Consider the following 20692-nt stretch of genomic DNA (forward strand, 5'->3'; position numbering starts at 1 on the left):
CTATAGCGGCGAACCACCACGGCGCAACGGCGCTTGACCCTCGCAAAGTCCGCGTTCAGGTAGCGGGGCATGAGTGACGCCGCGCCCGACAGCCTGATTCCCTACGACGAGATCGTGCAGGAAGCCCTGCGCGCCGTCGTCGGCCGGGTGCTGGGCGAGGTGGAGAAGAATGGCGGGCTGCCCGGTGGCCACCATTTCTACATCACCTTCAAGACCGGCGCGCCTGGCGTGGACATCCCGCGTCACCTGACCGAACGCTTCCCCGACGAGATGACGATCGTGATCCAGAATCGCTTCTGGGATCTGAACGTCGGCACCGACGGCTTCTCGGTCGGCCTGTCGTTCAACCAGGTCGGCTCCAAGCTGGTCGTGCCGTTCGCGGCGGTGACGGGCTTCGTCGATCCGGCGGTGAATTTCGCGCTGCAATTCTCCGCCCAGGTGGACGAGGACGGCGCGACCGAGACCGGCGCCGCCGAGAATGACGCCCCGCTGGCCGAGCCGATCGAGGACGGCTCCAACGTCGTCTCGGTGGATTTCACCCGGAAGAAATAAGGCGGCGGGGTTCGCCCCTCCCATCTCCATGCGCGCTACCGTGCTCCTGCGCAGGCAGGAGCCCACAGTTACTGAGCGCACCGTTTGCCGCCCTGGGCTCCTGCCTTCGCAGGAGCACGGTAGCGATCCGAAAACACTTCCCTACATACCGCCTCCGAGCCCCCGAGGAGCGCGTTCATGCCCGAAACCCGTACCGAGACCGACAGCTTCGGCCCGATCGAAGTTCCCGCCCACGCTTACTGGGGCGCGCAGACCGAACGCTCGATCGAGAATTTCCCTTTCGGCGCGGGTGAGCGGATGCCGATCGGCATCGTCCATGCGCTGGCGATCGTGAAGCAGGCCGCCGCGCGGGTGAACCGCCGCCATGGCCTCCCCCCCGACATCGCCGACGCGATCGAGGCGGCGGCCGGCGAGGTGATGGCCGGCACGCTCGACGACCATTTCCCGCTCGTCATCTGGCAGACCGGCTCGGGCACGCAGAGCAACATGAACGTCAACGAGGTGATCGCGGGGCGCGCCAACGAGGCGCTGACCGGCACGCGCGGCGGCAAGAGCCCGGTCCACCCCAACGACCATGTCAACATGAGCCAGTCGTCCAACGACAGCTTCCCCACCGCGCTCCACATCGCCGCCGCGCTCGCCGCGACCCGCCGCCTGCTCCCCGCGCTCGCCCGGCTGGAGGAGGCGCTGATGGCCAAGGCGCGGGCGTGGGACGATATCGTCAAGATCGGCCGCACCCACTTGCAGGACGCGACCCCGCTCACCCTGGGCGACGAATTTTCGGGCTATGCGGCGCAGCTCCGCCTCGCCCGCGTCCGCACCGAGCCGTTCGTCACCCACGCTTTGTCGCGGCTGGCGCAGGGTGGCACGGCGGTCGGCACCGGTCTCAACGCGCCCAAGGGCTTCGGCGAGGCTTTCGCGAAGGAGGCCAGCGCCATCACCGGCTTCACCTTCGAGAGCGCGCCCAACAAGTTCGAGGCGCTGGCCAGCCACGATACGCTGGTGGACTTCTCCGGCCGGCTCAACAGCCTAGCGGTCGCCCTCTCCAAGATCGCCAACGACATCCGCCTGCTCGGCTCCGGCCCGCGCTGTGGCCTCGGCGAACTCAAGCTGCCCGAGAACGAGCCCGGCAGTTCGATCATGCCCGGCAAGGTCAATCCCACCCAGTGCGAGATGCTGACGATGGTGGCCGCGCAGGTGATGGGCAATCATGTCGCGATCACGGTCGGCGGGTTGCAGGGCCATATGGAGTTGAACGTGTTCAAGCCGCTGATCGGCGCCGCCGTGCTGCGCTCGATCGACCTGCTGGCGACGGGCATGGAGAGTTTCGCCGAACGCTGCGTCGACGGGCTGGAGCCCGATCGCGAGAGGATCGCCAGCCTGCTCGATCGATCGCTGATGCTGGTCACCGCGCTCGCCCCCGAGATCGGCTACGACAATGCCGCCAAAATCGCCAAGCACGCCCATCACGAGGGGCTCACCCTGAAGGAAGCCGGCCTCGCGCTGGGGCTGGTGGACGAGGCGACCTTCGACCGGGTGGTGAAGCCGGAGACGATGCTGGGGCGGTGACCGCCGCAACACCAGCCCGCCCGACGCGTTCTTGCCGGCGGAAGGAGAGCCCCCATGCCGCGTGGAGACAAGGACGCCTATACCGACAAGCAGAAGCGCAAGGCCGCGCATATCGCCGAGGGCTATGAGGATCGCGGCGTGCCGGAAAAGACCGCCGAGGCGCGCGCATGGGCGACGGTGAACAAGGAATCGGGTGGCGGCAACAAGTCCGGTTCCGGGCGCGGCAAGGCCGACAGCCACGTCTCCTCCTCGCGCGGCGGCAAGGCGCACAAGGCGGGCTCGGCCGAGCAGAGATCGGCGGCGGCGCGCAAGGGCTGGGACACGCGGCGGCGGAACGCCGCGAAGAAAGGCTGAGTGACATGGCACAGCAGCAGCAGATTTCGGTCGTCACGCTCGGCGTCGCCGGGCTGGAGGCGACGCGGCGTTTCTATCAGCAGGGGTTCGGCTGGACGCCGGTGTTCACCAGCGACGAGATCGACTTCTACCAGATGAATGGGCTGATGCTCGGCACCTGGGCCGATCCGGGGCTGGCAGGCGACATGCAGCGCCCGGCCGGCGGCGTATCGGCCTTCGCGCTGGCGCATAATGTGACGGCGGAGAATGCGGTGCAGCCGCTGATCGACCGGCTGGTGGCGAATGGCGGCACGGAGCTTCGCAAGGGCGATGCGCCCCCGCATGGCGGCTTTCGCGGCTATGTCGCCGATCCGGATGGCCATGCGTGGGAGATTGCGTTCAATCCCGCATGGCCGATCGATGCCGAGGGCCATGTGACGTTTGGGACGTAAATCCTCCCCGGCAAGGGGAGGTGGCAGCCCGCAGGGCTGACGGAGGGGTGACGCGTTCTCGAGAGCGCGACACCCCTCCACCACCGCCTTTGGCGGCGGTCCCCCTCCCCTTACAGGGGAGGACTTGAATTTACGCCGCCTTGCTTGGCCTGTCGGGATGCAGCGCGGCCTGCACCGCCGCCGCCAGCGCGTTCAGGGTGAAGGGTTTGCGCAACACGTCGTGGCCGACCAGCGCGTCGCCCTCGCCGCCCGCATAGCCCGTCACGAACAGCGCCGGGACATGGCCGTGACGCTGGGCCGCCTGCCGCACGAATTCCGGCCCGGTGGTCGCGGGCATCATCACATCGGTCAGGATCAGGTCGACATGCTGGCCGTCGTCGAGGATCGCCATCGCTTCCTCCGCCGTCGCGGCAGGCAACGGCAGGTAACCCAGTTCCGCCAGCGCAGCGATGGTGGAGGCGCGGACACGGGGGTCGTCCTCCAGCACGAGGATCGCCTGACCCTGCGCGCGGCCGCCGTCGCTGGGCGCGTCACTCAGCGCCGGGGCGATCGGGGTTACGCCCGCCTCGCCGGCGAAACGCGGCAGCCAGAGCGAGACCGTCGTGCCCTCGCCTACGATCGACTGGATTTCCACCGTGCCGCCCGATTGCTGGGCGAAGCCGAAGATCTGGCTGAGGCCGAGCCCGGTGCCCTTGCCGACCGGCTTGGTCGTGAAGAAGGGCTCGAACACCCGCTCCAGCACCGCCGGCTCCATGCCGGTGCCCTCGTCGATCACGGCGATACGGACATAATCGCCCGGCGGAAGATCGCGCCCCGGCCCGCGCCGCAGGGCATGATTGGATACGGCGATGGTCAGCCGCCCCGCCCCGTCCATCGCGTCGCGCGCGTTGACCGCGAGGTTCAGGATCGCGTTTTCGAGCTGATAGGCATCGACCCACACCGGCCAGGCATCGGTCGCGCGCTCGATCGCCACGGAGATGCGCTCGCCGATCGTGCGGTCGATCAGATCGACCATGCCCGCCACCAGATCGGCCGGATCGACCCCCTGGGGCGACAGCGCCTCGGCGCGCGCGAAGGTGAGCAGGCGGCGGGTGAGCGCGGCGGCGCGGTTGGCGCCCTCCAGCGCGTTATCGATATGGCGGGTGACCTCGTCGGCCTCGGCGGCGATGCGGCGGCGCGCCAGATCGAGCCCGCCGACGACCACCGACAGCATATTGTTGAAATCATGCGCGATCCCGCCGGTGAGCTGGCCGACCGCGTCCATCTTCTGCGCCTGCCGCAGCGCCAGTTCGGCCTCGGCCGCCTGCGCCTCGGCGTTGCGGCGCTCCTCGATCTCCGCCTCCAGGCTGGCGTTGGCCGCCTTCAGCTCGGCGGTGCGCGCCGCCACCCGGTTTTCGAGCAATTCGGCGCGATCCGCTTCGGCGCGCGCCGCGATCTGCGCCACGCGGCGGCCGGCGAAGGAGCGCAGCGCCAGCCAGCCGAGCCCGATCGCCGCCAGCACCAGCCCGACACCAAGAACCGACAGGAAGCGCGACAGCCGCTGCGCCCGCTCGGTCGAAAGCGAGGCATAATCCGATCGCGCGCCCAGCACCTCGCGCTGCTCGGCGCCGATCCGCTTCAGGATGCGGGCGAATTGCGGCAGCGTGTCGGTCTGGCCGGCCTTGGCGTAGAAGGACAGGGCCTGCCAGCCGCGTCGATAGGTGGCGTTGATGGCCGCCGGCGAGGTTTCCTCGGCGCGCTTCTCGTACAGCGCCTGCAATTCGGTGACGGTGGCGTTCCGCGCCGGATCGCCGCCCATCAGCAGGCCGAGCCGGCGAATCTGGCGCCCGGCGCGGACCCATTCGTCATTATAGGTGGTGCCGGTGCGGCGATCCCCGTCGATCACGAATCGCCCCAGTGCCGCCTCCGACCGGGCGAGCGATCCTTCGAGCGAGGCGGTGAGGACGATGATTTCGTAACTGTGCCGCTCGCGGGCGATCGCCTCGTCGCGCTTGCGGTTGACGGCGGCGGTCAGCACCAGCAGCGCCACGAGCAAGGCGGCGACCGCACAGGCCCCCAATGCCGCGATCGCGAGTCGCGGCAAAGCGCGCCAGCCCGTGTCCGGCGCCTCCTGGATGTCGCTATCCATTCTCGCGTTCATACGCCCGCCGCCCGGCCGGACAAAGCCGTTTCGCCCGCGTTACCGCCGCATCGGTCCCGTTTGGGGTTCCGTCCGGCGCCGGGCGAGGCGGCTCAGCCGATGCAGCCCACCGCGCGGCCGGCGCTCTCGAACATGCCGAGAATCTCGCCGACCTGCTCGTCGCTATGCTCGGCGCACAGCGAGCAGCGCAGCAGATAGGTGCCGGCCGGGGTGGCGGGCGGGCGGGCCATGTTGACGTAGAGGCCGCGCTCCAGCAGCGCCTGCCACATCAGCACCGTGGTCTGCTGATCGGGCAGCATGACGGCGATGATCGCCGACTGAGCCGTCTCGGTGCCCAGCTTGAAGCCCAGATCGCGCAGGCCCTGATGCAGCCGCTTGCTGTTCTTCCACAAATGCGCCCGCTTCTCGCCGGCGTTCATCAGCTTGCGGATCGAGGCGGCGGCGGTGGCGACCACGCTCGGCGGGAGCGAGGCGGTGAAGACATAGGGGCGGCAGACGAGGCGCAGCACCTCGAACTTGGGATGGTTCGACACGCAGAAGCCGCCGACCGTACCGACCGACTTGGAGAAGGTGCCGATCACGAAATCGACATCGTCCTCGACGCCCAGCTCCTCATAGACGCCCCGGCCCTTCTCCCCGAAGAAGCCCATGCCATGCGCCTCGTCGACGAGGATCATCGCGCCATGCTTTTTGGCGACAGCGACCATCTCGGGCAGCGGCGCGATATCGCCGAACATCGAATAGACGCCTTCGAGGACGACCAGCTTGCCGGCGTCGGCGGGCAGGCGCCCCAGCCGCTTGTCGAGATCCTCGACCGAATTGTGGCGGAACCGCACGATCTCGGCATTGCCCAGCCAGCAGCCGTCGTAGATCGAGGCGTGGCTGTCGGCATCGAGGATGATGTAATCCCCCTTGCCGGCGATGGTGGAGATGATGCCCAGATTGGCCTGATAGCCGGTCGAGAAGACCATCGCCGAGGTCGTGCCGAAGAAGTCCTTCAGCGCGTCCTCGCACTCCTTGTGGCCCTGGTAGGTGCCGTTGAGGACGCGGCTGCCGGTGGTGCCGGCGCCGAATTCGTCGAGCGCCTTCTTGCCCGCCGCGACGACGTCGGGATCGAAGGTCATGCCCATGTAATTGTACGTGCCGAGCAGGATCGTCGGCTTGCCGTTGATGATCGCCTCGGTCGGCGAGCGCACCTCGGTCATCACGATCGCGTACGGATCGCGCACGCCGGTATCGAGCAGCGCCTGCCGCTCGGCGATCAGCGCATCGAACTTGGAGAACAGGTCCGGCCCGCGCACATCGCTGGCGAGCGTCTCGGCCTCGGGAGTCTCGACCGCGTCGGTCATGCCTGGAGCTTCTCCACGGCGGCGACGAGCTGGCCCACCGTCTCGATCTCGGCCTGCATGTTCATCGTGATGAGGATGTCGAACTCATCCTCCACGGCGGCGACGAAATCCATCACCGTCAGGCTGTCCCATTCGAGATCACCGGCGAAGGTGGTGGAATCGCTCAGCGAGACGCCCTTCTTGTTGAAGGGTTCGATCAGCTCGGCGATGCGGGCGAAGGTGTCACTCATGCGGCGTCCTTATCGGGTCGGGCGGATCGTTGCCAAGCCATTGCGGCGACATGGCGGCGGGATTGGGCAATATCTGCCCGCTGTGTCGCGGCCGTGCCGCTATTTCAGCCAGCCGGCGGCGCGATACCAGGCGGCGGCGTCCACCAGCCCGGCGCGCGTGTCGATTCGCGGTTGCCAGATTTCGGGCGCGGGGCGGGCGTGCGGGCCGGCGACCCAATCGGGATGGCTGTACATACGCACCCGATCCGGCGTGAGCTTGGCGCCCGCGCGGCGGAACAGGCCGTCGAGGAAAGCGGCGGCGCGCATCACCGCCATCGGCACCGCGATCGGCCGCACCGGCCGGCCGACCGCGGCGCCGATGGCCCGGGCGAAATCGGTGTGGCTCCAGCCGCCCTCGATCCCGTCATCGGGCTCGTAGGTCTGGTGGATCGTCTCGGGCCGATTGGGCAGATCGATCAGCAGGCGGCACAGATCCTCGGCCGCGATCACCGAGAGGCGCCCGCCCGGCGGCAGCAGGACGAAGCCGTGGCGCGCCATGCGGAAGAATTCGAGCGTCTCGCGATCGCCCGGCCCGTAGACGGCGGGCGGGCGGACGATGGTGAAATCCAGCCCGCCGGCCGCCGCCGCCAGCCGCACCCGCTGTTCGGAGACGAGCTTCGACCAGCCATAGGCCGACAGGTCCGGCTCGCGCGCGGAGAGCGAGGAGACATGGATAAAGCGCCGCACGCCCGCCGCCTTCACCGCCGCCAGCAAGGTTTCGGTGCCGGTGATGTTGCCCTGCGCGAAACCGGCGCGATCGGGCGCGTTGATGACCCCGGCGACGTGGATCACCGCATCGGCCCCCGCCACCAACTCGGCGAGGCTCTCGGGCCGGTCGAGCGCGCCCTTCACCCACGCCACCCCTGCCTGCGCCGGCTGCTCGCGCCGGGTGAGCGCGCGGACCTCATGGCCGTTCGCCCGCGCCATGCGGAGCAGATGCCCGCCGACGAAACCGGTGCCGCCGGTGATCGCCAGCACCGCCATCAGAGCTGCACCATATGGTCGCGATGGACCATCGCGGAGCGCGGCGCGTAACCCAGCGCCTCGCTCGCGGCGTCCTTGCGCAGCCCGGCGATGCGCGTGGCATCGGCGGCGTCATATTCGGAGAGGCCGCGCGCCAGCAGCACGCCTTCGGCCGTGACGATCTCGATCACGTCGCCGCGCGCGAAGCGGCCCTCGACGCCCTTCACGCCGGGCGCCAGCAGACTGCGCCCGTCGGCCAGCGCCTGCGCCGCGCCCGCGTCGACCACCAGCCGCCCGCGCGCGGTCAGCCGCCCGGCCAGCCACGCCTTGCGCGCGGTGGCGGCGCGGGGCGCCTCGAACACGGTGCCGCGTGCCGTCTCGGCATAGCGGCTCAAGGGGCGATCGACCTTGCCGGAGACGATCGCGAGGCGGCAGCCGGCCGACTGGGCGATGCGCGCCGCCTCCAGCTTGGAGATCATCCCGCCCGATCCCATGCCCGATGCCGAGCCCGCATCCGCCATCGCCATGATCCGCGCGTCCACCGCGCCGACCTGGGGGATCAGCGTCGCCGTCGGATCGACGCCGGGATTGGCGGTGTAGAGCCCGTCGATGTCGGAGAGCAGGATCACCCCCTGCGCGCCCGCCGCCTGCGCCACCCGCGCCGCCAGCCGATCATTGTCGCCGAAGCGGATCTCGGCGGTGGCGACCGAATCATTCTCGTTCAGGATCGGCACCACGCCCAGAGCGAGCAGCCGGTCGAGCGTGGCGGCGGCGTTCAAATAGCGGCGGCGATCCTCCAGATCGTCGAGCGTTACCAGCATCTGCGCCGCCGTCAGCCCCTCGGCGGCCAGCAATTCCGCCCAGCAATGCGACAGCGCGATCTGGCCGGTCGCCGCCGCCGCCTGCGCATCCTCGAGGCTCGCCCGTCCGCCTTTCGGCAGGCCCAACCGCCGCGCGCCCAGCGCGATCGCGCCCGAGGAGACGATCGCCACCTGCTGCCCCGCCCGCACCCGCGCGGCGACGTCGGCAACGACGCCTTCCAGCCAGTCGCGCCGCACCGCGCCCGCCGGATCGACCAGCAAGGCCGATCCGATCTTCACGATCAGCCGCGAACATTTTTCGGGCGAGAAAGGCGTCGTGTCCGTCACGATCGCGGGCTTTAGCGGATTTCCGCCGCGCGTCACCCTCCCGGCGATCGGATGGTGAAGATGGCGTTAGCGATCGCGCGAAAGCGGATCGCAGCGAAGCCCGTGCATAAGCCGGAGCATGGATCGGAGCCCCAGAGGCCCCTCACCGGATCAAGGCAGAGATTCTGATGAAGCACATATCGGCCGAGAATTTTCCCCAGCTGGATCAGCTCGATAGGCTGATCGACGAGCGGCGCGCGAAGAAGCCCGCCGCCTTCCCGCGCCACGCCCACGACAAGGCGACCGACCGCGCGGCGCTGGCCCCCACCGTCTTCCACGAACCCTGGTGGCTGGATATCGCCAGTGAGGGCCAATGGGCCGAGGCGAAGATCGAGAAGGGCGGCAAGATCGTCGCCCGCCTGCCCTATCTGCTGACCCGCAACTCGCTGGGGCAGAAGATGCTGCGCGCACCCGCCATGACCAACGTGCTCGGCCCCGCGCTGTCGGCCGAGCTGGCGGCGGACACGGCGACCCGCTCGCTCAAGCAATTCACCGTCATCCAGGAGCTGATCGCCCAGCTCCCCAATGCTTCCCACGCCTGGTTCCGCATGCACCGCGAGATGGTCAACACGCTCGGCTTCGAGGCGGCGGGCTTTTCCAGCACGCTCGATTTCACCACCGAGATCGCGCCCGCGCCGTCCGAGGAATTGTGGAAGCAGATGCGCGACAAGACGCGCAACGTGATCCGCCGCGCGCAGGAGAAGCTTACCGTCTCAGACCGGATCGACGCCGACACCTTCCTCGATCACTATGAATCGAACCTCGCCGAAAAGGGGCGCGACAACGAGCGACCGCGCCCGATCTGCCGCGCGCTGATCGAGGAATCGGTGCGCCGCAACACTGGCCGGGTGCTGGCCGCGCGCGACGAGGACGGCCAGATCCATGCCGCGATCTTCACCGTGTGGAACGCCGCCCAGGAACATTATCTGATGTCGACGCGCGCGCCGCGTGGCCACAATGGCGCGGTGCCCCTGCTCATCTGGGAGGCGTTGCGGAAGGCCGCCGCCGCCGGCCGCATCTTCGATACGGACGGCATCAAGGCGCAGAGCAACATCACCCTCATCACCGGCTTCGGCGGGGCGATCCGGCCGCGTCTGGCGGTGTCGCGCGGCTCGGTCGGCTATCAGGCGGTGCAGCTGGCGCGCGCCGCGATGGGCAAGCATCAGGCGTTCTGATCCACCGTCCCACCGCAGCAGGCTTGCCGATAAATCCATAATGGATGAATGCCCGGGGCCTGCTTCGGTCGGATGCGATTGGGGCACCCCGTGTCAGGCAGGACGCGAGGTCACCGAGAGGGGAGCTTGCGTGATTCATCCGGACGCGGCCATCGGCCGCCATCCGCCCGGCCCGCGCGAACAGGCGAGCGGACCTCGCCGGTCGGCCGATCGCCGGGGCGAGCCGCGCCGCGAGGCAGAACCGCGCCCGATCCCGCACGATCCGCTGAGCCCGACCGTCTTTCACGAAGGCTGGTGGCTCGACATCGCCAGCGAAGGCCGCTGGCGCGAGGCGCGGGTCGAGCGCGACGGGCGACTGGTCGCGCGCCTGCCCTTCATGCCGGCGCGCAACCGGCTCGGCATGGGGCTGCTGCTCCCGCCGTCGCTGTGCCATGTGCTGGGGCCAGCCTTCGCGGGCGACGTGCCGGCCGATGGCGGCGCGCGCTCGCTGCGTCGCTTCACCCTCACCGCCGAACTGATCGCGCAACTGCCGCCCGCCGCGCACACATGGTTTCGCCTGCATCGCGGCATCGGCGACACGATCGCCTTCGGCGGCGCGGGCTTCGCCACCGTCACGGATTTCACCACCGAGATCGCCCCCGCGCCCGAGGCGGATCTGTGGCGGGCGATGCGCGACAAGACACGCAACGTGATCCGCCGCGCCGAACAGCGGCTGATCCTGACCGACCGGATCGACCCGGCCGAATTCCTGATCTTCTACGAGGAGAATCTGCGCCGACAGGGCCGGCGCAACCACCGCTGCCCGGCGATGCTGCGCGACCTGATCGCCGCCGCCGTCGAGCGGCGTTCGGGCCGGCTGCTGGTGGCGCACGACGATCGCGGCGAGCTGGCGGCGGGCATCTTCACCGCGTGGAACGGCACGCAGGAGCATTACCTCCTCTCCACGCGCGGCCCCCGCGCCGGCAACGGCGGGATCGCCCTGCTGTTGTGGGACGCGATCCGCGCCGCCGCCCGCGCCGGCCGCCGCTTCGACACCGATGGCCTGCGCTCGGGGCAGAACCATCTGCTGCTGACGGGGCTGGGCGGGGTGATCGTGCCGAGGCTGCTGGTGGAGCGCGGGACGCTGGCCTACCGGGCGCTGCAACTGGGGATCAATGCTCTGGGCGGGATGCGGCGGCGATAGACATGCCGCTAGCTCGACAATCCCGGCGAAGCGGCAACCCTGAAAATGAAAAGACCACCGGGGCGTGTGGCCCCGGTGGTCCCTTGCATGGTCAGCGGCCGGAAGATCGGCCCGGGAGACCATCGGCACTCCTGCCTCCAAAGAGGCCCGGTTCGCGAGCAGCGCGTGATCCGCTGCCACCCCAACCGATTTTAGGAGCGCGTCCCCCGAACGGACAGAACCGACCTCACTGCTGAACCATGAGACATCGGATCACCTCCTTTCGCCAAGTTGTAGACAGGCAGAAGATGAGTCACTTTTGGCGCACGAACAAGTCTTGAATCGAATAATTTCGGCCTTACCATCCTGCCTCCCGCGACCCTCCCGATCGGCTGGCGCGCGCGCCCGAACACCCGTCATTGCGAGCGCAGCGAAGCAATCCAGCGGCGGAACCTGGATTGCTTCGCTGCGCTCGCAATGACGAGGAAAGCGGTGCTGTTTACGCCGCCAGATGCAACTGATCGCGGCCCGCGAACTTCGCCGAATACAGCGCCTGATCCGCCCGCGCGATCAGCCCCTGGCTGTTGATCCGCCCGTCATGCGCGGCGACGCCGATGCTGACGGTGACGGTGGGGATTTCGGCGTCGGCGGTCGTGGTGGCGGCGACGGCCAGACGAAGGCGTTCGCCGACGGTGACGGCATGATCCGCCTCGGCGCCCGGCATCAGCACCGCGAACTCCTCGCCGCCGATGCGGCCGACCACGTCGCCCGTCCGCACCGCGCCAAGTGCGGCCTGCGCGACCTGGCGCAGAACCACGTCGCCCACCGTATGGCCATAGGTGTCGTTGACCTTCTTGAAATGATCCACGTCGAAGATGGCGAGCGACAGCGGCTTGCCGAATTCGCGCGACAGATCGATCTCGCGCGCCAGCTGGCGCAGGAAGGCGCGGCGGTTGGCGAGGCCGGTCAACTCGTCGGTATCGGCCTCGACCATGGCGGCGCGGGCGGCGGCCTCGGCCGCCATGCGCGCGGCGATGGCATCCTCCTCGACCTGCTTGCGCGCCGAGACGTCGCGCGCGACGCCGATCACCTCGATCTCGCCGACGGGGTTGCGCGCGGCGCGGGCCGACATTTCGATCCACAGCCAGTGGCCGATCGCATGGCGCACCCGGAAGCTGATGACCTCGCGATCGGCCGCGCCCGAACGAAGGCGGCGCAGCGACGCCTTCACGATCGGCGCGTCGTCGGGATGGGCCGCGAACAGGCCGCTGTCGGGCTGCGCCGCAGCGGCGGCGGTAAGGCCCATCAGCGCCTCGATCGAGGGCGAGACATAGGTCATGCCGCGCACATCGTTGAGGCAGAAGATCGTATCCGAGGCGTTTTCCGCGAGCAGGCGATAGCGGCGCTCGCTTTCAGCCACCGCCTGCTCGGCGCGAATGCGGTCGCTGATCTCGCGGACGGTGCCGAACAGGCCCTGGCGGTTGCCATCTTCCGAGGGGACGAGGCTGGCGCGGATCTGCACCCAGCGCTGCGCGCCGCGCACGGCGGGCAGCCGCACTTCCAACATCAATTCGTCGATCTTGCCGGCGCGCAGCAGCGCCTCGGCATCGAACACGCGCGCCTGATCGTCGATATGGACGAAGGCGAAGGCCGGCGTGCCGAGGCTGTCGCGCACCGGCCGCCCGGTCAGCTCGGTCCAGGCGGGGTTGAGGAAAGTCAGCCGGCCGCGCCGATCGGATTCGAAGATCACGTCCGAATTGCGATCGATGATGTTGCGGTGGGCGCGATCGGAGACGGCGAGGCGATCCGCCAGCTTGCGCTCGGCGGCGAATTTGGCGGCCATCGGCACCGTCGCGAGGAAGCAGCAGACGACGTAGAATTGGCAATAGACCGAGCGCACCAGATCGTCCGCGCGGATCGTGGCGATCGGGCCGGAACCGAGCGCGGTATAGATGCTGCCGATCACCACGATCAGCATGAGGCCGGTGACCGTACCGAACGCGCCCAGCCGATAGGTGGCGATGGCGAGCGCCGCCATCGGCACGAACAGCATCGGCAGGCCGCTCTGGCCGAAGCTGGCGATCGTGGCCGCGGTGACGAACAGCAGCATCAGCGTCGCCTCGACCGCGTCGCGGGTCAGCCGCCGCTGCGCGCCGCGCGCCATGTAGGTGAGCGCCGAGACGGTGAAGGGCGCCATGATGAGGATACCCAGAGCGTCGGTCAGGAACCAGGATGTCCAGAATTCACGCTCCGGCACGCCGAGGCTGGCGACCGACGCGCCCAGCACCGCCGACACGATCGCGACCGCGCCGAACGCCCAGATGTGGCGCATGTTGGTGAAATCGGGGCGGCGGCCGAACAGCCGGTCGAGAATGGCGACCGCCGCGATCGTCTCGATCAGATTGGCGGCGGTGAACAGGGCCGACAGCGGCAGGCCGACGCCCGCCGCCTGCACGTTGGCGGCGAGGCTGCCGACCGCGCCGGCCAGCAGCAGCGCGCGGCGGCGCGCGCGATCGGCGACCAGCACCACGCCGATAAGGATGCCGTTGGAGGTCCAGACCAGCGTCATGCCGTCGTTGGAAACGGGTATCAGCAGCGCGAACAGCGCGGTGGCGTAATAAAGCCAGGCCGCCGCCATCGGGCCGGCGAAGGGGGTGAATCTTGCCAACATATCAACCGACCGATCAGGACGCGGGAGCAATGCGCCGCTATCGCGCAAAAGGGTTAGCAAAGGGTTAATGCGCCCCGGCGGAACAGCGCGGGCGACCGGCGGTTGAGGGAGCGATGACCCGCCTTTTCCATGTTTCCGACCTGCATTTCGGCCGCGCCGACGAAGCCGCGCTCGACTGGTTCGCCGGCCTCGTCCGCGCCGAAAAGCCCGATGCGGTGGTCTGCACCGGCGACCTCACGATGCGCGCCCGCAGCGCCGAATATGCCGCCGCCTCGGCGTGGCTGAAGGCGCTCGACGTGCCGGTCACGATCGAGCCGGGCAATCACGATCTGCCGATGTACAACCTGCTCGCCCGCTTCACCCGCCCCTATGGCCGGTTCGAGCGGGTCGAGAAGGCGATCGAGCGGGAGATGGATCTGCCGGGCGTATGGGTCGTGCCGCTCAAGACCACGCGGCGCTTCCAGTGGCGCAACTGGAAACATGGCGCGGTCAGCCGCTCGCAACTCGACGGGGCGCTGGCCCGGTTGAAGGCCAAGCCCGCCGGCCATGTCGCGCTGATCGCCTGCCACCATCCGCTGGTGGCGCGAAAGGCCAGCGGCTCGGACCAGACGGCGGGCGGGATCGCGGCGCTGCCGGTGCTGGCGGCGGCGGGCGCGACGGCGGTGCTGTCGGGCCATACCCACGATCCGTTCGACCTGCCGTGGGAAACGCCAGGGGGGACGATCCGGCTGGTCGGCGCGGGCACGCTTTCGGAACGGGTGCGGGCCTCACCACCGTCTTTCAACGAGCTGATCGTGGAGGATGGGGCGCTATCGGTGCGGGTGCGGACGCTGGAGTGATTTACTGCCGGTGCTCCTGCTCCGCAGGAGCACGGCGCGGCATCAATGATTCACCCGTAGCAGCCGAACACCCGATCCTGCCCGGCAGGCTCGGGTGGCAGGCCGCCGGCCTGCTCGATCGCGGTGGAGAGCGAGATCGCGGCCATGATCTGCCCGTGCCGATCGAGGATCGCGAGCGCTTCCGTCATCAAGGCGACGGCGGCATCCATCTCCGACCGCACGTCGCCCTTCAATTCATAGGACATTCGATTCTCCGCGAATGGCGTGTCGTGCGCGGCTTTCCGTCGCTTGGCAAGCGGCGCAAAGGGCGGGTCGTTTGATGGACGCAACTAATCCACAATAATGAGCATCGCGTTAAGCGGACACCGACAGAACCCTCCATAATGGTGCAAACTCTCGTGCGTAAATTGAACCATTTCAGCCTTTTGCCGCGCATGGCGCGCAAATTGCGATCGGGCAGCTTGCGGCGAGCTGAATGATCGGCGCGTCTGGCTGAAGGAAAGGCGCGATGCTACGCCCGTGCCATGAAGAGCATCACCCGCATCGCCGCGCTGGCGGCCACCCTCCTCGCCTCCACCCCCTTGCTCGCCCGCCCGATCACGCCGACCGATCTGGTATCGCTGTCGCGCGTCGCCGCGCCGGCGGTATCGCCCGATGGCCGCTGGCTCGTCTGGCAGCAGCGCGAGACCGATCTCGACGCCAACAAGGGCCGCTTCGATCTGTGGCGGCTCGACCTGAAGACCAGGGGCGCCACCCCGCAGACATTCGCCTCCACCCCCGATTTCAACGAGACCGATCCGGTCTTCGCCAAGGACGGCACCTTGTGGTTCGTGTCGAACCGCAAGGGCGATGCCGACGTGTGGCATGTCGACATGGCCGGCGGCACGCCCGTGCAGGCGACCAGCGGCTTCGGCGGCATCTCGGGCTTCAAGCTCTCGCCGCAGGGCGACAAATTGCTCGTCTGGGCCGATCGCAAGCCAGGCGTGCCCTCGCTGGAGCAGCCGCAGGTCAAGAAGGACAGCCTCGCCGGCTCCGCGCGCACCTATGACCAATTGTTCGCGCGCCATTGGGATACATGGGCGGACGGCACCCGATCGCAGCTGTTCGTGCTGCCGCTGGCGGGCGGCAAGGCGACCGGCTTCGGCGTGCCGCTGGCCGCCACCCTCGTCGGCGACGCCCCCTCCAAACCGAATGGCGACGGCGCCGAGATGAGCTGGAGCGCGGACGGCAAGACCGTCTATTTCGCGCTGCGCGAGGCCGGCCGGATCGAGCCGCTGTCGACCAATCTGGATATCTGGTCCGCCCCCGCCGATGGATCGGCCGCGCCGACCAACCTGACCGCCGCCAACAAGGCGACCGACAACCTGCCGACCGTGTCGCCCGACGGCCGCTTCCTCGCTTATGCCGCGATGGCGCGCGCGACATACGAGGCGGACCGGATGGTCCTCCACATCCGCGACCTCAAGACGGGCGCGGTCCGCGCGCTGGCGCCGGGCTGGGATCGTTCGGTGGAGACGATCACATGGGCGGCCAATTCGGCCAGCCTGTACGTCACGGCGCTCGACCATTTCGATCATGCGCTGTTCCGCGTTGATCTGGCGAGCGGCAAGGTCAGCCGCCTGTCGGGTGATGGGTCGGTCGCGGGCGTCGAGCCGCTCGGCGCGAACAACATCGTCTACGCCAAGGATTCGCTGACCGCGCCGGCCGATCTCTACCGGATGGACGAATATGGCGCGGAAAGCCGCCTGACCTCGGTCAACGCCGCCAAGCTCGCCGGCATCGACCTGCCGACCGCGACCCGCTTCTCCTTCAAGGGCGCCAATGGCGACGATGTGTGGGCCTATGCGGTGAAGCCGGCCGGGCTGGCGGAGGGCGCCAGGGCACCGATCGCCTTCCTCGTCCACGGCGGGCCGCAGGGCAGCTTCGGCAACGCCTGGTCCTATCGCTGGAACCCGGCGGTGTTCGCGGGCGCGGGCTTCGGCGCGGTGCTGGTCGATTTCCACGGGTCGGTCGGCTACGGCCAGGCCTTCACCGATGCGATCAACAAGGATTGGGGGGGCAAGCCGCTCGTCGATCTCAAGGCCGGGCTGAAGGCCGCCACCGATAAGTTCGGCTGGCTCGATGCCGACCATGCCTGCGCGGCGGGCGGCTCCTACGGCGGCTATATGATGAACTGGATCGCGGGCAATTGGCCCGATCGCTTCCAGTGTCTCGTCGTCCATGCCGGCGTGTTCGACGCGCGCGCCATGGCCTATGAGACCGAGGAGCTATGGTTCGACGAATGGGAGCATGGCGGCCATCCTTATTACGAGGCGGCCGCCGATTATGAGAAATGGAACCCCGTCCTGAAGGTGCGGGACTGGAAGACGCCGATGCTGGTGATCCACGGCGAGAAGGATTTCCGCATCCCCTATACGCAAGGGTTGGCCGCCTTCACCGCCGCCCAGCGCCGCGACATCCCCTCGCGGCTGGTGATCTTCCCGGACGAGAACCACTGGATCCTGAAGCCGAAGAACAGCCTGCAATGGCACAGGGAAGTGCTGGACTGGATGAAGGAATGGACGGCCAAGGCGGCTAAGTAAAACATACCGCTTTCATCGGCTGGAGCCGAGAATACCACCTTCCGTCCCGAATCTCGACGGCGCCCGAAACCTGCGATCGGGCGCCGTCGTTCTGGCCGGACAAGACGATCACGGATCGTTATTCCGGAGGTGGATCATGCTCGCAGCCCTTATCGCCTTCTTCCTCGCCAGCAACGCCGGCCCGCCCCCGCAGGAAGTGCAGGACGAGGTAGCCTATCAGAATTGTGCCGGCACGTGGGATCCGGCGGCCTGCCAGGCCGGATTATAGGTCTGGAACCTGAGTAAGGTGGGCGCGTCGCTTCAATCTGTCGTGCGCCCCCGCGCCCTCTTCTCCGCTCGCACCGCCTTCGCCTTCCCGAACCGCGTCTGCCGCGTCCCCGGCTTGCCCAAGGTCGAATTGCCGCGCACCGGCGCGCGGCTGGGTTCGTTGGGCAGGCCGAGTTCGTCATTTTCCAACTTGCGGATTTCGTCGCGCAGCCGCCCGGCTTCCTCGAATTCGAGGTCGGAGGCGGCCTTGCGCATCCTGGCCTCCAGCTCCTCGATATAGCCGCGCAGATTGTGGCCGACCATGTGGGTGCGGTCCTCCAGCCCGGTATCGACGGTCACCTGATCCTTCGAGGAGAGGTGGCTGACGATATCGGTGATCGAGCGGCGGATCGTTTCGGGCGTGATGCCATGCTCGACGTTGAACGCCTGCTGCTTCTCGCGGCGGCGCTCGGTTTCGGCCATCGCCCGCTCCATCGATCCGGTGACCGAATCGGCGTAGAGGATCACCCGCCCGTCCACGTTACGCGCCGCGCGGCCGATCGTCTGGATCAGCGAGGTTTCGGAGCGCAGGAACCCCTCCTTGTCGGCATCGAGGATCGCGACCAGCCCGCATTCGGGGATATCGAGCCCCTCGCGCAGCAGGTTGATGCCGACCAGCACGTCATAGACCCCCAGCCGCAGATCGCGGATCAACTCGATACGCTCCAGCGTCTCGACGTCGGAGTGCATGTAGCGGACCTTCAGCCCCGCCTCGTGCAGATATTCGGTCAGATCCTCGGCCATCCGCTTGGTGAGCGTCGTCACCAGCGAGCGATAGCCCTTGACGGCGGTCGCGCGACATTCGCCGACGAGGTCGTCCACCTGGCTCTCGATCGGGCGAATCTCGACCGGCGGATCGATCAGGCCGGTGGGGCGGATCACCTGTTCGGCGAAGACCCCGCCGGTCTGCTCCATCTCCCACTTGCCCGGCGTCGCCGAGACATAGACCGTCTGCGGGCGCATCGCCTCCCACTCGTTGAAGCGTAAGGGGCGATTGTCGATGCAGCTCGGCAGGCGGAAGCCATATTCAGCGAGCGTGATCTTCCGCCGGTGATCGCCCCGCGCCATGCCGTTGACCTGGCCGATCGTCTGATGGCTCTCGTCCACGAACAGCAGGGCGTTTTCGGGTAGATATTCGAACAGGGTCGGCGGCGGCTCGCCCGGCATGCGGCCGGTGAGGAAGCGACTGTAATTCTCGATGCCGGCGCAGCTGCCCGTCGCCGCGATCATCTCCAGATCGAAATTGGTGCGCTGCTCCAGCCGCTGCGCCTCCAGCAGCTTGCCCTCGATCTGCAATTCCTTGAGCCGCTCGGTCAGCTCGAAGCGGATCGCCTCGCTCGCCTGCTTCATCGTCGGGCCGGGCGTCACATAGTGCGAATTGGCGTAGATGCGGACGTGATCGAGGCTGGCGGCCTTCTTGCCGGTCAGCGGATCGAACTCGCTGATCTCCTCGATCTCGTCGCCGAAGAAGGCGATGCGCCAAGCGGCATCGTCATAATGCGACGGGAAGATTTCCAGATTGTCGCCCCGCACGCGGAAATTGCCGCGCCCGAACGCGGCGTCGTTACGCTTGTACTGGAGCGCGACCAGCTTGCGGATGATCTCGCGCTGATCGACCGTCTGGCCCTTCTTCAGATCGAAGATCATGGCCGAATAGGTCTCGACCGATCCGATGCCGTACAGGCACGAGACCGACGCGACGATCAGCACATCGTCCCGCTCCAGCAGCGACCGGGTGGCCGAATGGCGCATCCGGTCGATCGCCTCGTTGATCGAGCTTTCCTTCTCGATATAGGTGTCGGTCCGCGCGACATAGGCTTCGGGCTGGTAATAATCGTAATAGCTGACGAAGAATTCGACCGCATTGTCGGGGAAGAATTGCTTGAATTCGCCATACAGCTGCGCGGCGAGGATCTTGTTGGGCGCCAGCACCAGCGCCGGGCGCTGCAACTGCTCCACCACCTTGGCCATGGTGAAGGTCTTGCCCGATCCCGTGACCCCCAGCAGCACCTGATCCCGCTCGCCCGCCTCGGCCTGCGCCACCAGCTCGGCGATGGCGGTCGGCTGGTCGCCGGCGGGCTCGTAATCCGATTGAATGCGGAAAGGCTTGCCGCCCTCGCCCTTCTCCGGCCGCTGCGGGCGGTGGGGGATGAACGACTGCCCCGTATCGGGTTCGTCGAGCGTGGTGCGGATCTGGATCGCCATGGCGGCAATATGGGCGTGGGTCGTGCTTTGTTCCAGTCGAGAATATCATCGTCACCCCAGCGCAGGCTGGGGTCCATGTCTCTCTCCGTCAGGCGTTGAGCGTGAGGTAGAGGTCGTCCCATCCCGGATTGGCCCGCTCGATCAGATTGAGCTTCCAGCCCCGCTGCCATGCCTTGATCGCTTTCTCCCGCGCGATGGCTTCCATGATGGTCGCATGGGGCTCGATATAGACGAGCCGGGTGAGGCCGTAGCGCCGACAGAAGTCCGAGCCCTCGCCCGTGCGATGCTGCGTGATCCGCGCGGCCAGATGGGCCGTCACGCCCACGTACAGCGTGCCGCTCGGCCCGTTGGTCATGATGTAGACGTAGCCGCCCTTCATGCCGGCATCGTGCGACGGGAAAGACATGGATGCCAGCCTGCGCTGGCATGACGAGGAGGGCTATCTTCCCACCCGCCCTATCTATTCCCGCGAATATCCCTATATCGAGGGTGCCGACGTCGCCTGCGACGGATATCGGGCCGCCTTGGCTCCCCCTTGTCCCTTTCTAGCCTCACCGAAGCCGGGATGTGCCGCGTCTGGCGCATGCCCGTCCACCAGGGATAAGGATATCCTCGACATGATTACCGGAACCGTAAAATTCTTCAACGAAAGCAAGGGCTATGGCTTCATCGCGCCGGAGACCGGCGGCGAGGACGCTTTCGTTCACATCTCGGCCGTCGAGCGTGCCGGCATGCGCACGCTCGATAAGGACCAGCGCGTTTCCTACGAGCTGGAAACCGATCGTCGCGGCAAGACCTCGGCGATCAATCTCCAGAGCGCCTGACCCGGTCGGCGGGCGCGGCGCTCATGAGGCGCCCGCCCGCCGGTCCATTTTTGCCGGAAAGGCATGACGATGGCCAAGGCGCAGAAACGCGGTTCCAAGGAAGCGCGCAAACCC

19 protein-coding genes are annotated in these 20692 nt (G+C 67.9%); 10 read left to right on the forward strand and 9 right to left on the reverse strand.

All coding sequences use genetic code 11. From position 1 onward, the window contains the following. Nucleotides 1-69: 69 nt before the first annotated feature. From PQ455_RS14130 to PQ455_RS14145, 4 genes are all read left to right on the forward strand, one after another. Nucleotides 70-552 carry an SspB family protein gene (locus PQ455_RS14130; protein WP_273686736.1) on the forward strand — a complete coding sequence of 161 codons (483 nt, stop codon included), beginning with the start codon at nt 70-72 and terminating at the stop codon, nt 550-552. Between the two features lie 177 nt (nt 553-729). Beyond that, nucleotides 730-2121 carry a class II fumarate hydratase gene (fumC, locus tag PQ455_RS14135; protein WP_273686737.1) on the forward strand — a complete coding sequence of 464 codons (1392 nt, stop codon included), beginning with the start codon at nt 730-732 and terminating at the stop codon, nt 2119-2121. A gap of 54 nt (nt 2122-2175) precedes the next feature. Continuing rightward, nucleotides 2176-2475, forward strand: coding sequence for a plasmid stabilization protein (locus PQ455_RS14140; protein ID WP_273686738.1), 300 nt, complete (start codon nt 2176-2178; stop codon nt 2473-2475). 5 nt (nt 2476-2480) lie between these two features. Further along, nucleotides 2481-2906, forward strand: coding sequence for a VOC family protein (locus PQ455_RS14145; protein ID WP_273686739.1), 426 nt, complete (start codon nt 2481-2483; stop codon nt 2904-2906). A 130-nt stretch (nt 2907-3036) separates the two neighbouring features. On the opposite strand, the gene PQ455_RS14150 is transcribed toward PQ455_RS14145, so the two are convergent. The 5 genes from PQ455_RS14150 to proB form a co-directional block, all read right to left on the reverse strand. Further along, a complete protein-coding gene (locus PQ455_RS14150) occupies nt 3037-5034 on the reverse strand; it encodes an ATP-binding protein (protein WP_273686740.1) in 1998 nt (665 codons plus the stop codon). 104 nt (nt 5035-5138) lie between these two features. Further along, nucleotides 5139-6395, reverse strand: coding sequence for a serine palmitoyltransferase (spt, locus tag PQ455_RS14155; RefSeq protein WP_273686741.1), 1257 nt, complete (start codon nt 6393-6395; stop codon nt 5139-5141). Beyond that, on the reverse strand, nt 6392-6625 hold the full coding sequence (locus tag PQ455_RS14160) for an acyl carrier protein (RefSeq protein ID WP_273686742.1): 234 nt from the start codon (nt 6623-6625) through the stop codon (nt 6392-6394). Before PQ455_RS14160 ends, spt begins: the two co-directional genes overlap by 4 nt. A gap of 99 nt (nt 6626-6724) precedes the next feature. After that, nucleotides 6725-7648 carry an NAD-dependent epimerase/dehydratase family protein gene (locus PQ455_RS14165; protein ID WP_273686743.1) on the reverse strand — a complete coding sequence of 308 codons (924 nt, stop codon included), beginning with the start codon at nt 7646-7648 and terminating at the stop codon, nt 6725-6727. After that, a complete protein-coding gene (gene proB / locus PQ455_RS14170) occupies nt 7648-8778 on the reverse strand; it encodes a glutamate 5-kinase (RefSeq protein WP_420542875.1) in 1131 nt (376 codons plus the stop codon). The genes PQ455_RS14165 and proB overlap by 1 nt, the downstream gene beginning before the upstream one ends. Nucleotides 8779-8942: 164 nt before the next feature. On the opposite strand from proB, the gene PQ455_RS14175 reads away from it, so the two are divergent. Beyond that, entirely contained in the window at nt 8943-9989 is a 1047-nt protein-coding gene (locus PQ455_RS14175; protein ID WP_273686745.1) for a GNAT family N-acetyltransferase, read from the forward strand. 130 nt (nt 9990-10119) lie between these two features. Further along, the gene (locus PQ455_RS14180) at nt 10120-11172 is read left to right on the forward strand and encodes a GNAT family N-acetyltransferase (protein ID WP_273686746.1); all 1053 of its coding nucleotides are present in this window, start codon (nt 10120-10122) and stop codon (nt 11170-11172) included. Nucleotides 11173-11650: 478 nt separating this feature from the next. On the opposite strand, the gene PQ455_RS14185 is transcribed toward PQ455_RS14180, so the two are convergent. Continuing rightward, complete coding sequence (locus PQ455_RS14185) at nt 11651-13819, reverse strand: sensor domain-containing diguanylate cyclase (protein WP_273686747.1); 2169 nt, start codon at nt 13817-13819, stop codon at nt 11651-11653. A 116-nt stretch (nt 13820-13935) separates the two neighbouring features. Between PQ455_RS14185 and PQ455_RS14190 the strand changes: the two genes are divergently transcribed. Further along, nucleotides 13936-14661, forward strand: coding sequence for a metallophosphoesterase family protein (locus PQ455_RS14190; protein ID WP_273686748.1), 726 nt, complete (start codon nt 13936-13938; stop codon nt 14659-14661). Nucleotides 14662-14711: 50 nt separating this feature from the next. Here PQ455_RS14190 and PQ455_RS14195 read toward each other — a convergent pair whose 3' ends face one another. Further along, nucleotides 14712-14906: a hypothetical protein gene (locus PQ455_RS14195; protein ID WP_273686749.1), complete on the reverse strand. Its 195-nt coding sequence runs from the start codon at nt 14904-14906 to the stop codon at nt 14712-14714. 279 nt (nt 14907-15185) lie between these two features. Here PQ455_RS14195 and PQ455_RS14200 point away from each other — a divergent pair, with 279 nt between their 5' ends. Together PQ455_RS14200 and PQ455_RS14205 are read left to right on the forward strand one after the other, a co-directional pair. Continuing rightward, nucleotides 15186-17243: a S9 family peptidase gene (locus PQ455_RS14200; protein WP_273686750.1), complete on the forward strand. Its 2058-nt coding sequence runs from the start codon at nt 15186-15188 to the stop codon at nt 17241-17243. A gap of 136 nt (nt 17244-17379) precedes the next feature. Further along, nucleotides 17380-17511: a hypothetical protein gene (locus PQ455_RS14205; protein WP_273686751.1), complete on the forward strand. Its 132-nt coding sequence runs from the start codon at nt 17380-17382 to the stop codon at nt 17509-17511. Between the two features lie 32 nt (nt 17512-17543). Here the strand turns inward: PQ455_RS14205 and uvrB are convergent, their stop codons facing one another. Next, nucleotides 17544-19754, reverse strand: a complete 2211-nt coding sequence (uvrB, locus tag PQ455_RS14210) for an excinuclease ABC subunit UvrB (RefSeq protein ID WP_273686752.1) — start codon at nt 19752-19754, stop codon at nt 17544-17546. Nucleotides 19755-19842: 88 nt separating this feature from the next. Then, nucleotides 19843-20133, reverse strand: coding sequence for a GIY-YIG nuclease family protein (locus PQ455_RS14215; protein WP_273691378.1), 291 nt, complete (start codon nt 20131-20133; stop codon nt 19843-19845). A gap of 238 nt (nt 20134-20371) precedes the next feature. Here PQ455_RS14215 and PQ455_RS14220 point away from each other — a divergent pair, with 238 nt between their 5' ends. After that, entirely contained in the window at nt 20372-20578 is a 207-nt protein-coding gene (locus PQ455_RS14220; protein WP_273691380.1) for a cold-shock protein, read from the forward strand. The last annotated feature ends 114 nt before the right edge of the window (nt 20579-20692 follow it).

Source organism: Sphingomonas naphthae (genome assembly GCF_028607085.1).
Lineage (GTDB): Bacteria > Pseudomonadota > Alphaproteobacteria > Sphingomonadales > Sphingomonadaceae > Sphingomonas_Q > Sphingomonas_Q naphthae.

Excerpts from the sequence above, each read along its gene's own strand:
- PQ455_RS14130 (WP_273686736.1), top strand. The coding sequence starts at position 70 with ATGAGTGACGCCGCGCCCGACAGCCTGATTCCCTACGACGAGATCGTG.
- fumC (WP_273686737.1), top strand. The coding sequence starts at position 730 with ATGCCCGAAACCCGTACCGAGACCGACAGCTTCGGCCCGATCGAAGTT.
- PQ455_RS14140 (WP_273686738.1), top strand. The coding sequence starts at position 2,176 with ATGCCGCGTGGAGACAAGGACGCCTATACCGACAAGCAGAAGCGCAAG.
- PQ455_RS14145 (WP_273686739.1), top strand. The coding sequence starts at position 2,481 with ATGGCACAGCAGCAGCAGATTTCGGTCGTCACGCTCGGCGTCGCCGGG.
- PQ455_RS14150 (WP_273686740.1), bottom strand. The coding sequence starts at position 5,034 with ATGGATAGCGACATCCAGGAGGCGCCGGACACGGGCTGGCGCGCTTTG.
- spt (WP_273686741.1), bottom strand. The coding sequence starts at position 6,395 with ATGACCGACGCGGTCGAGACTCCCGAGGCCGAGACGCTCGCCAGCGAT.
- PQ455_RS14160 (WP_273686742.1), bottom strand. The coding sequence starts at position 6,625 with ATGAGTGACACCTTCGCCCGCATCGCCGAGCTGATCGAACCCTTCAAC.
- PQ455_RS14165 (WP_273686743.1), bottom strand. The coding sequence starts at position 7,648 with ATGGCGGTGCTGGCGATCACCGGCGGCACCGGTTTCGTCGGCGGGCAT.
- PQ455_RS14175 (WP_273686745.1), top strand. The coding sequence starts at position 8,943 with ATGAAGCACATATCGGCCGAGAATTTTCCCCAGCTGGATCAGCTCGAT.
- PQ455_RS14190 (WP_273686748.1), top strand. The coding sequence starts at position 13,936 with ATGACCCGCCTTTTCCATGTTTCCGACCTGCATTTCGGCCGCGCCGAC.
- PQ455_RS14195 (WP_273686749.1), bottom strand. The coding sequence starts at position 14,906 with ATGTCCTATGAATTGAAGGGCGACGTGCGGTCGGAGATGGATGCCGCC.
- PQ455_RS14200 (WP_273686750.1), top strand. The coding sequence starts at position 15,186 with ATGAAGAGCATCACCCGCATCGCCGCGCTGGCGGCCACCCTCCTCGCC.
- PQ455_RS14205 (WP_273686751.1), top strand. The coding sequence starts at position 17,380 with ATGCTCGCAGCCCTTATCGCCTTCTTCCTCGCCAGCAACGCCGGCCCG.
- uvrB (WP_273686752.1), bottom strand. The coding sequence starts at position 19,754 with ATGGCGATCCAGATCCGCACCACGCTCGACGAACCCGATACGGGGCAG.
- PQ455_RS14215 (WP_273691378.1), bottom strand. The coding sequence starts at position 20,133 with ATGAAGGGCGGCTACGTCTACATCATGACCAACGGGCCGAGCGGCACG.
- PQ455_RS14220 (WP_273691380.1), top strand. The coding sequence starts at position 20,372 with ATGATTACCGGAACCGTAAAATTCTTCAACGAAAGCAAGGGCTATGGC.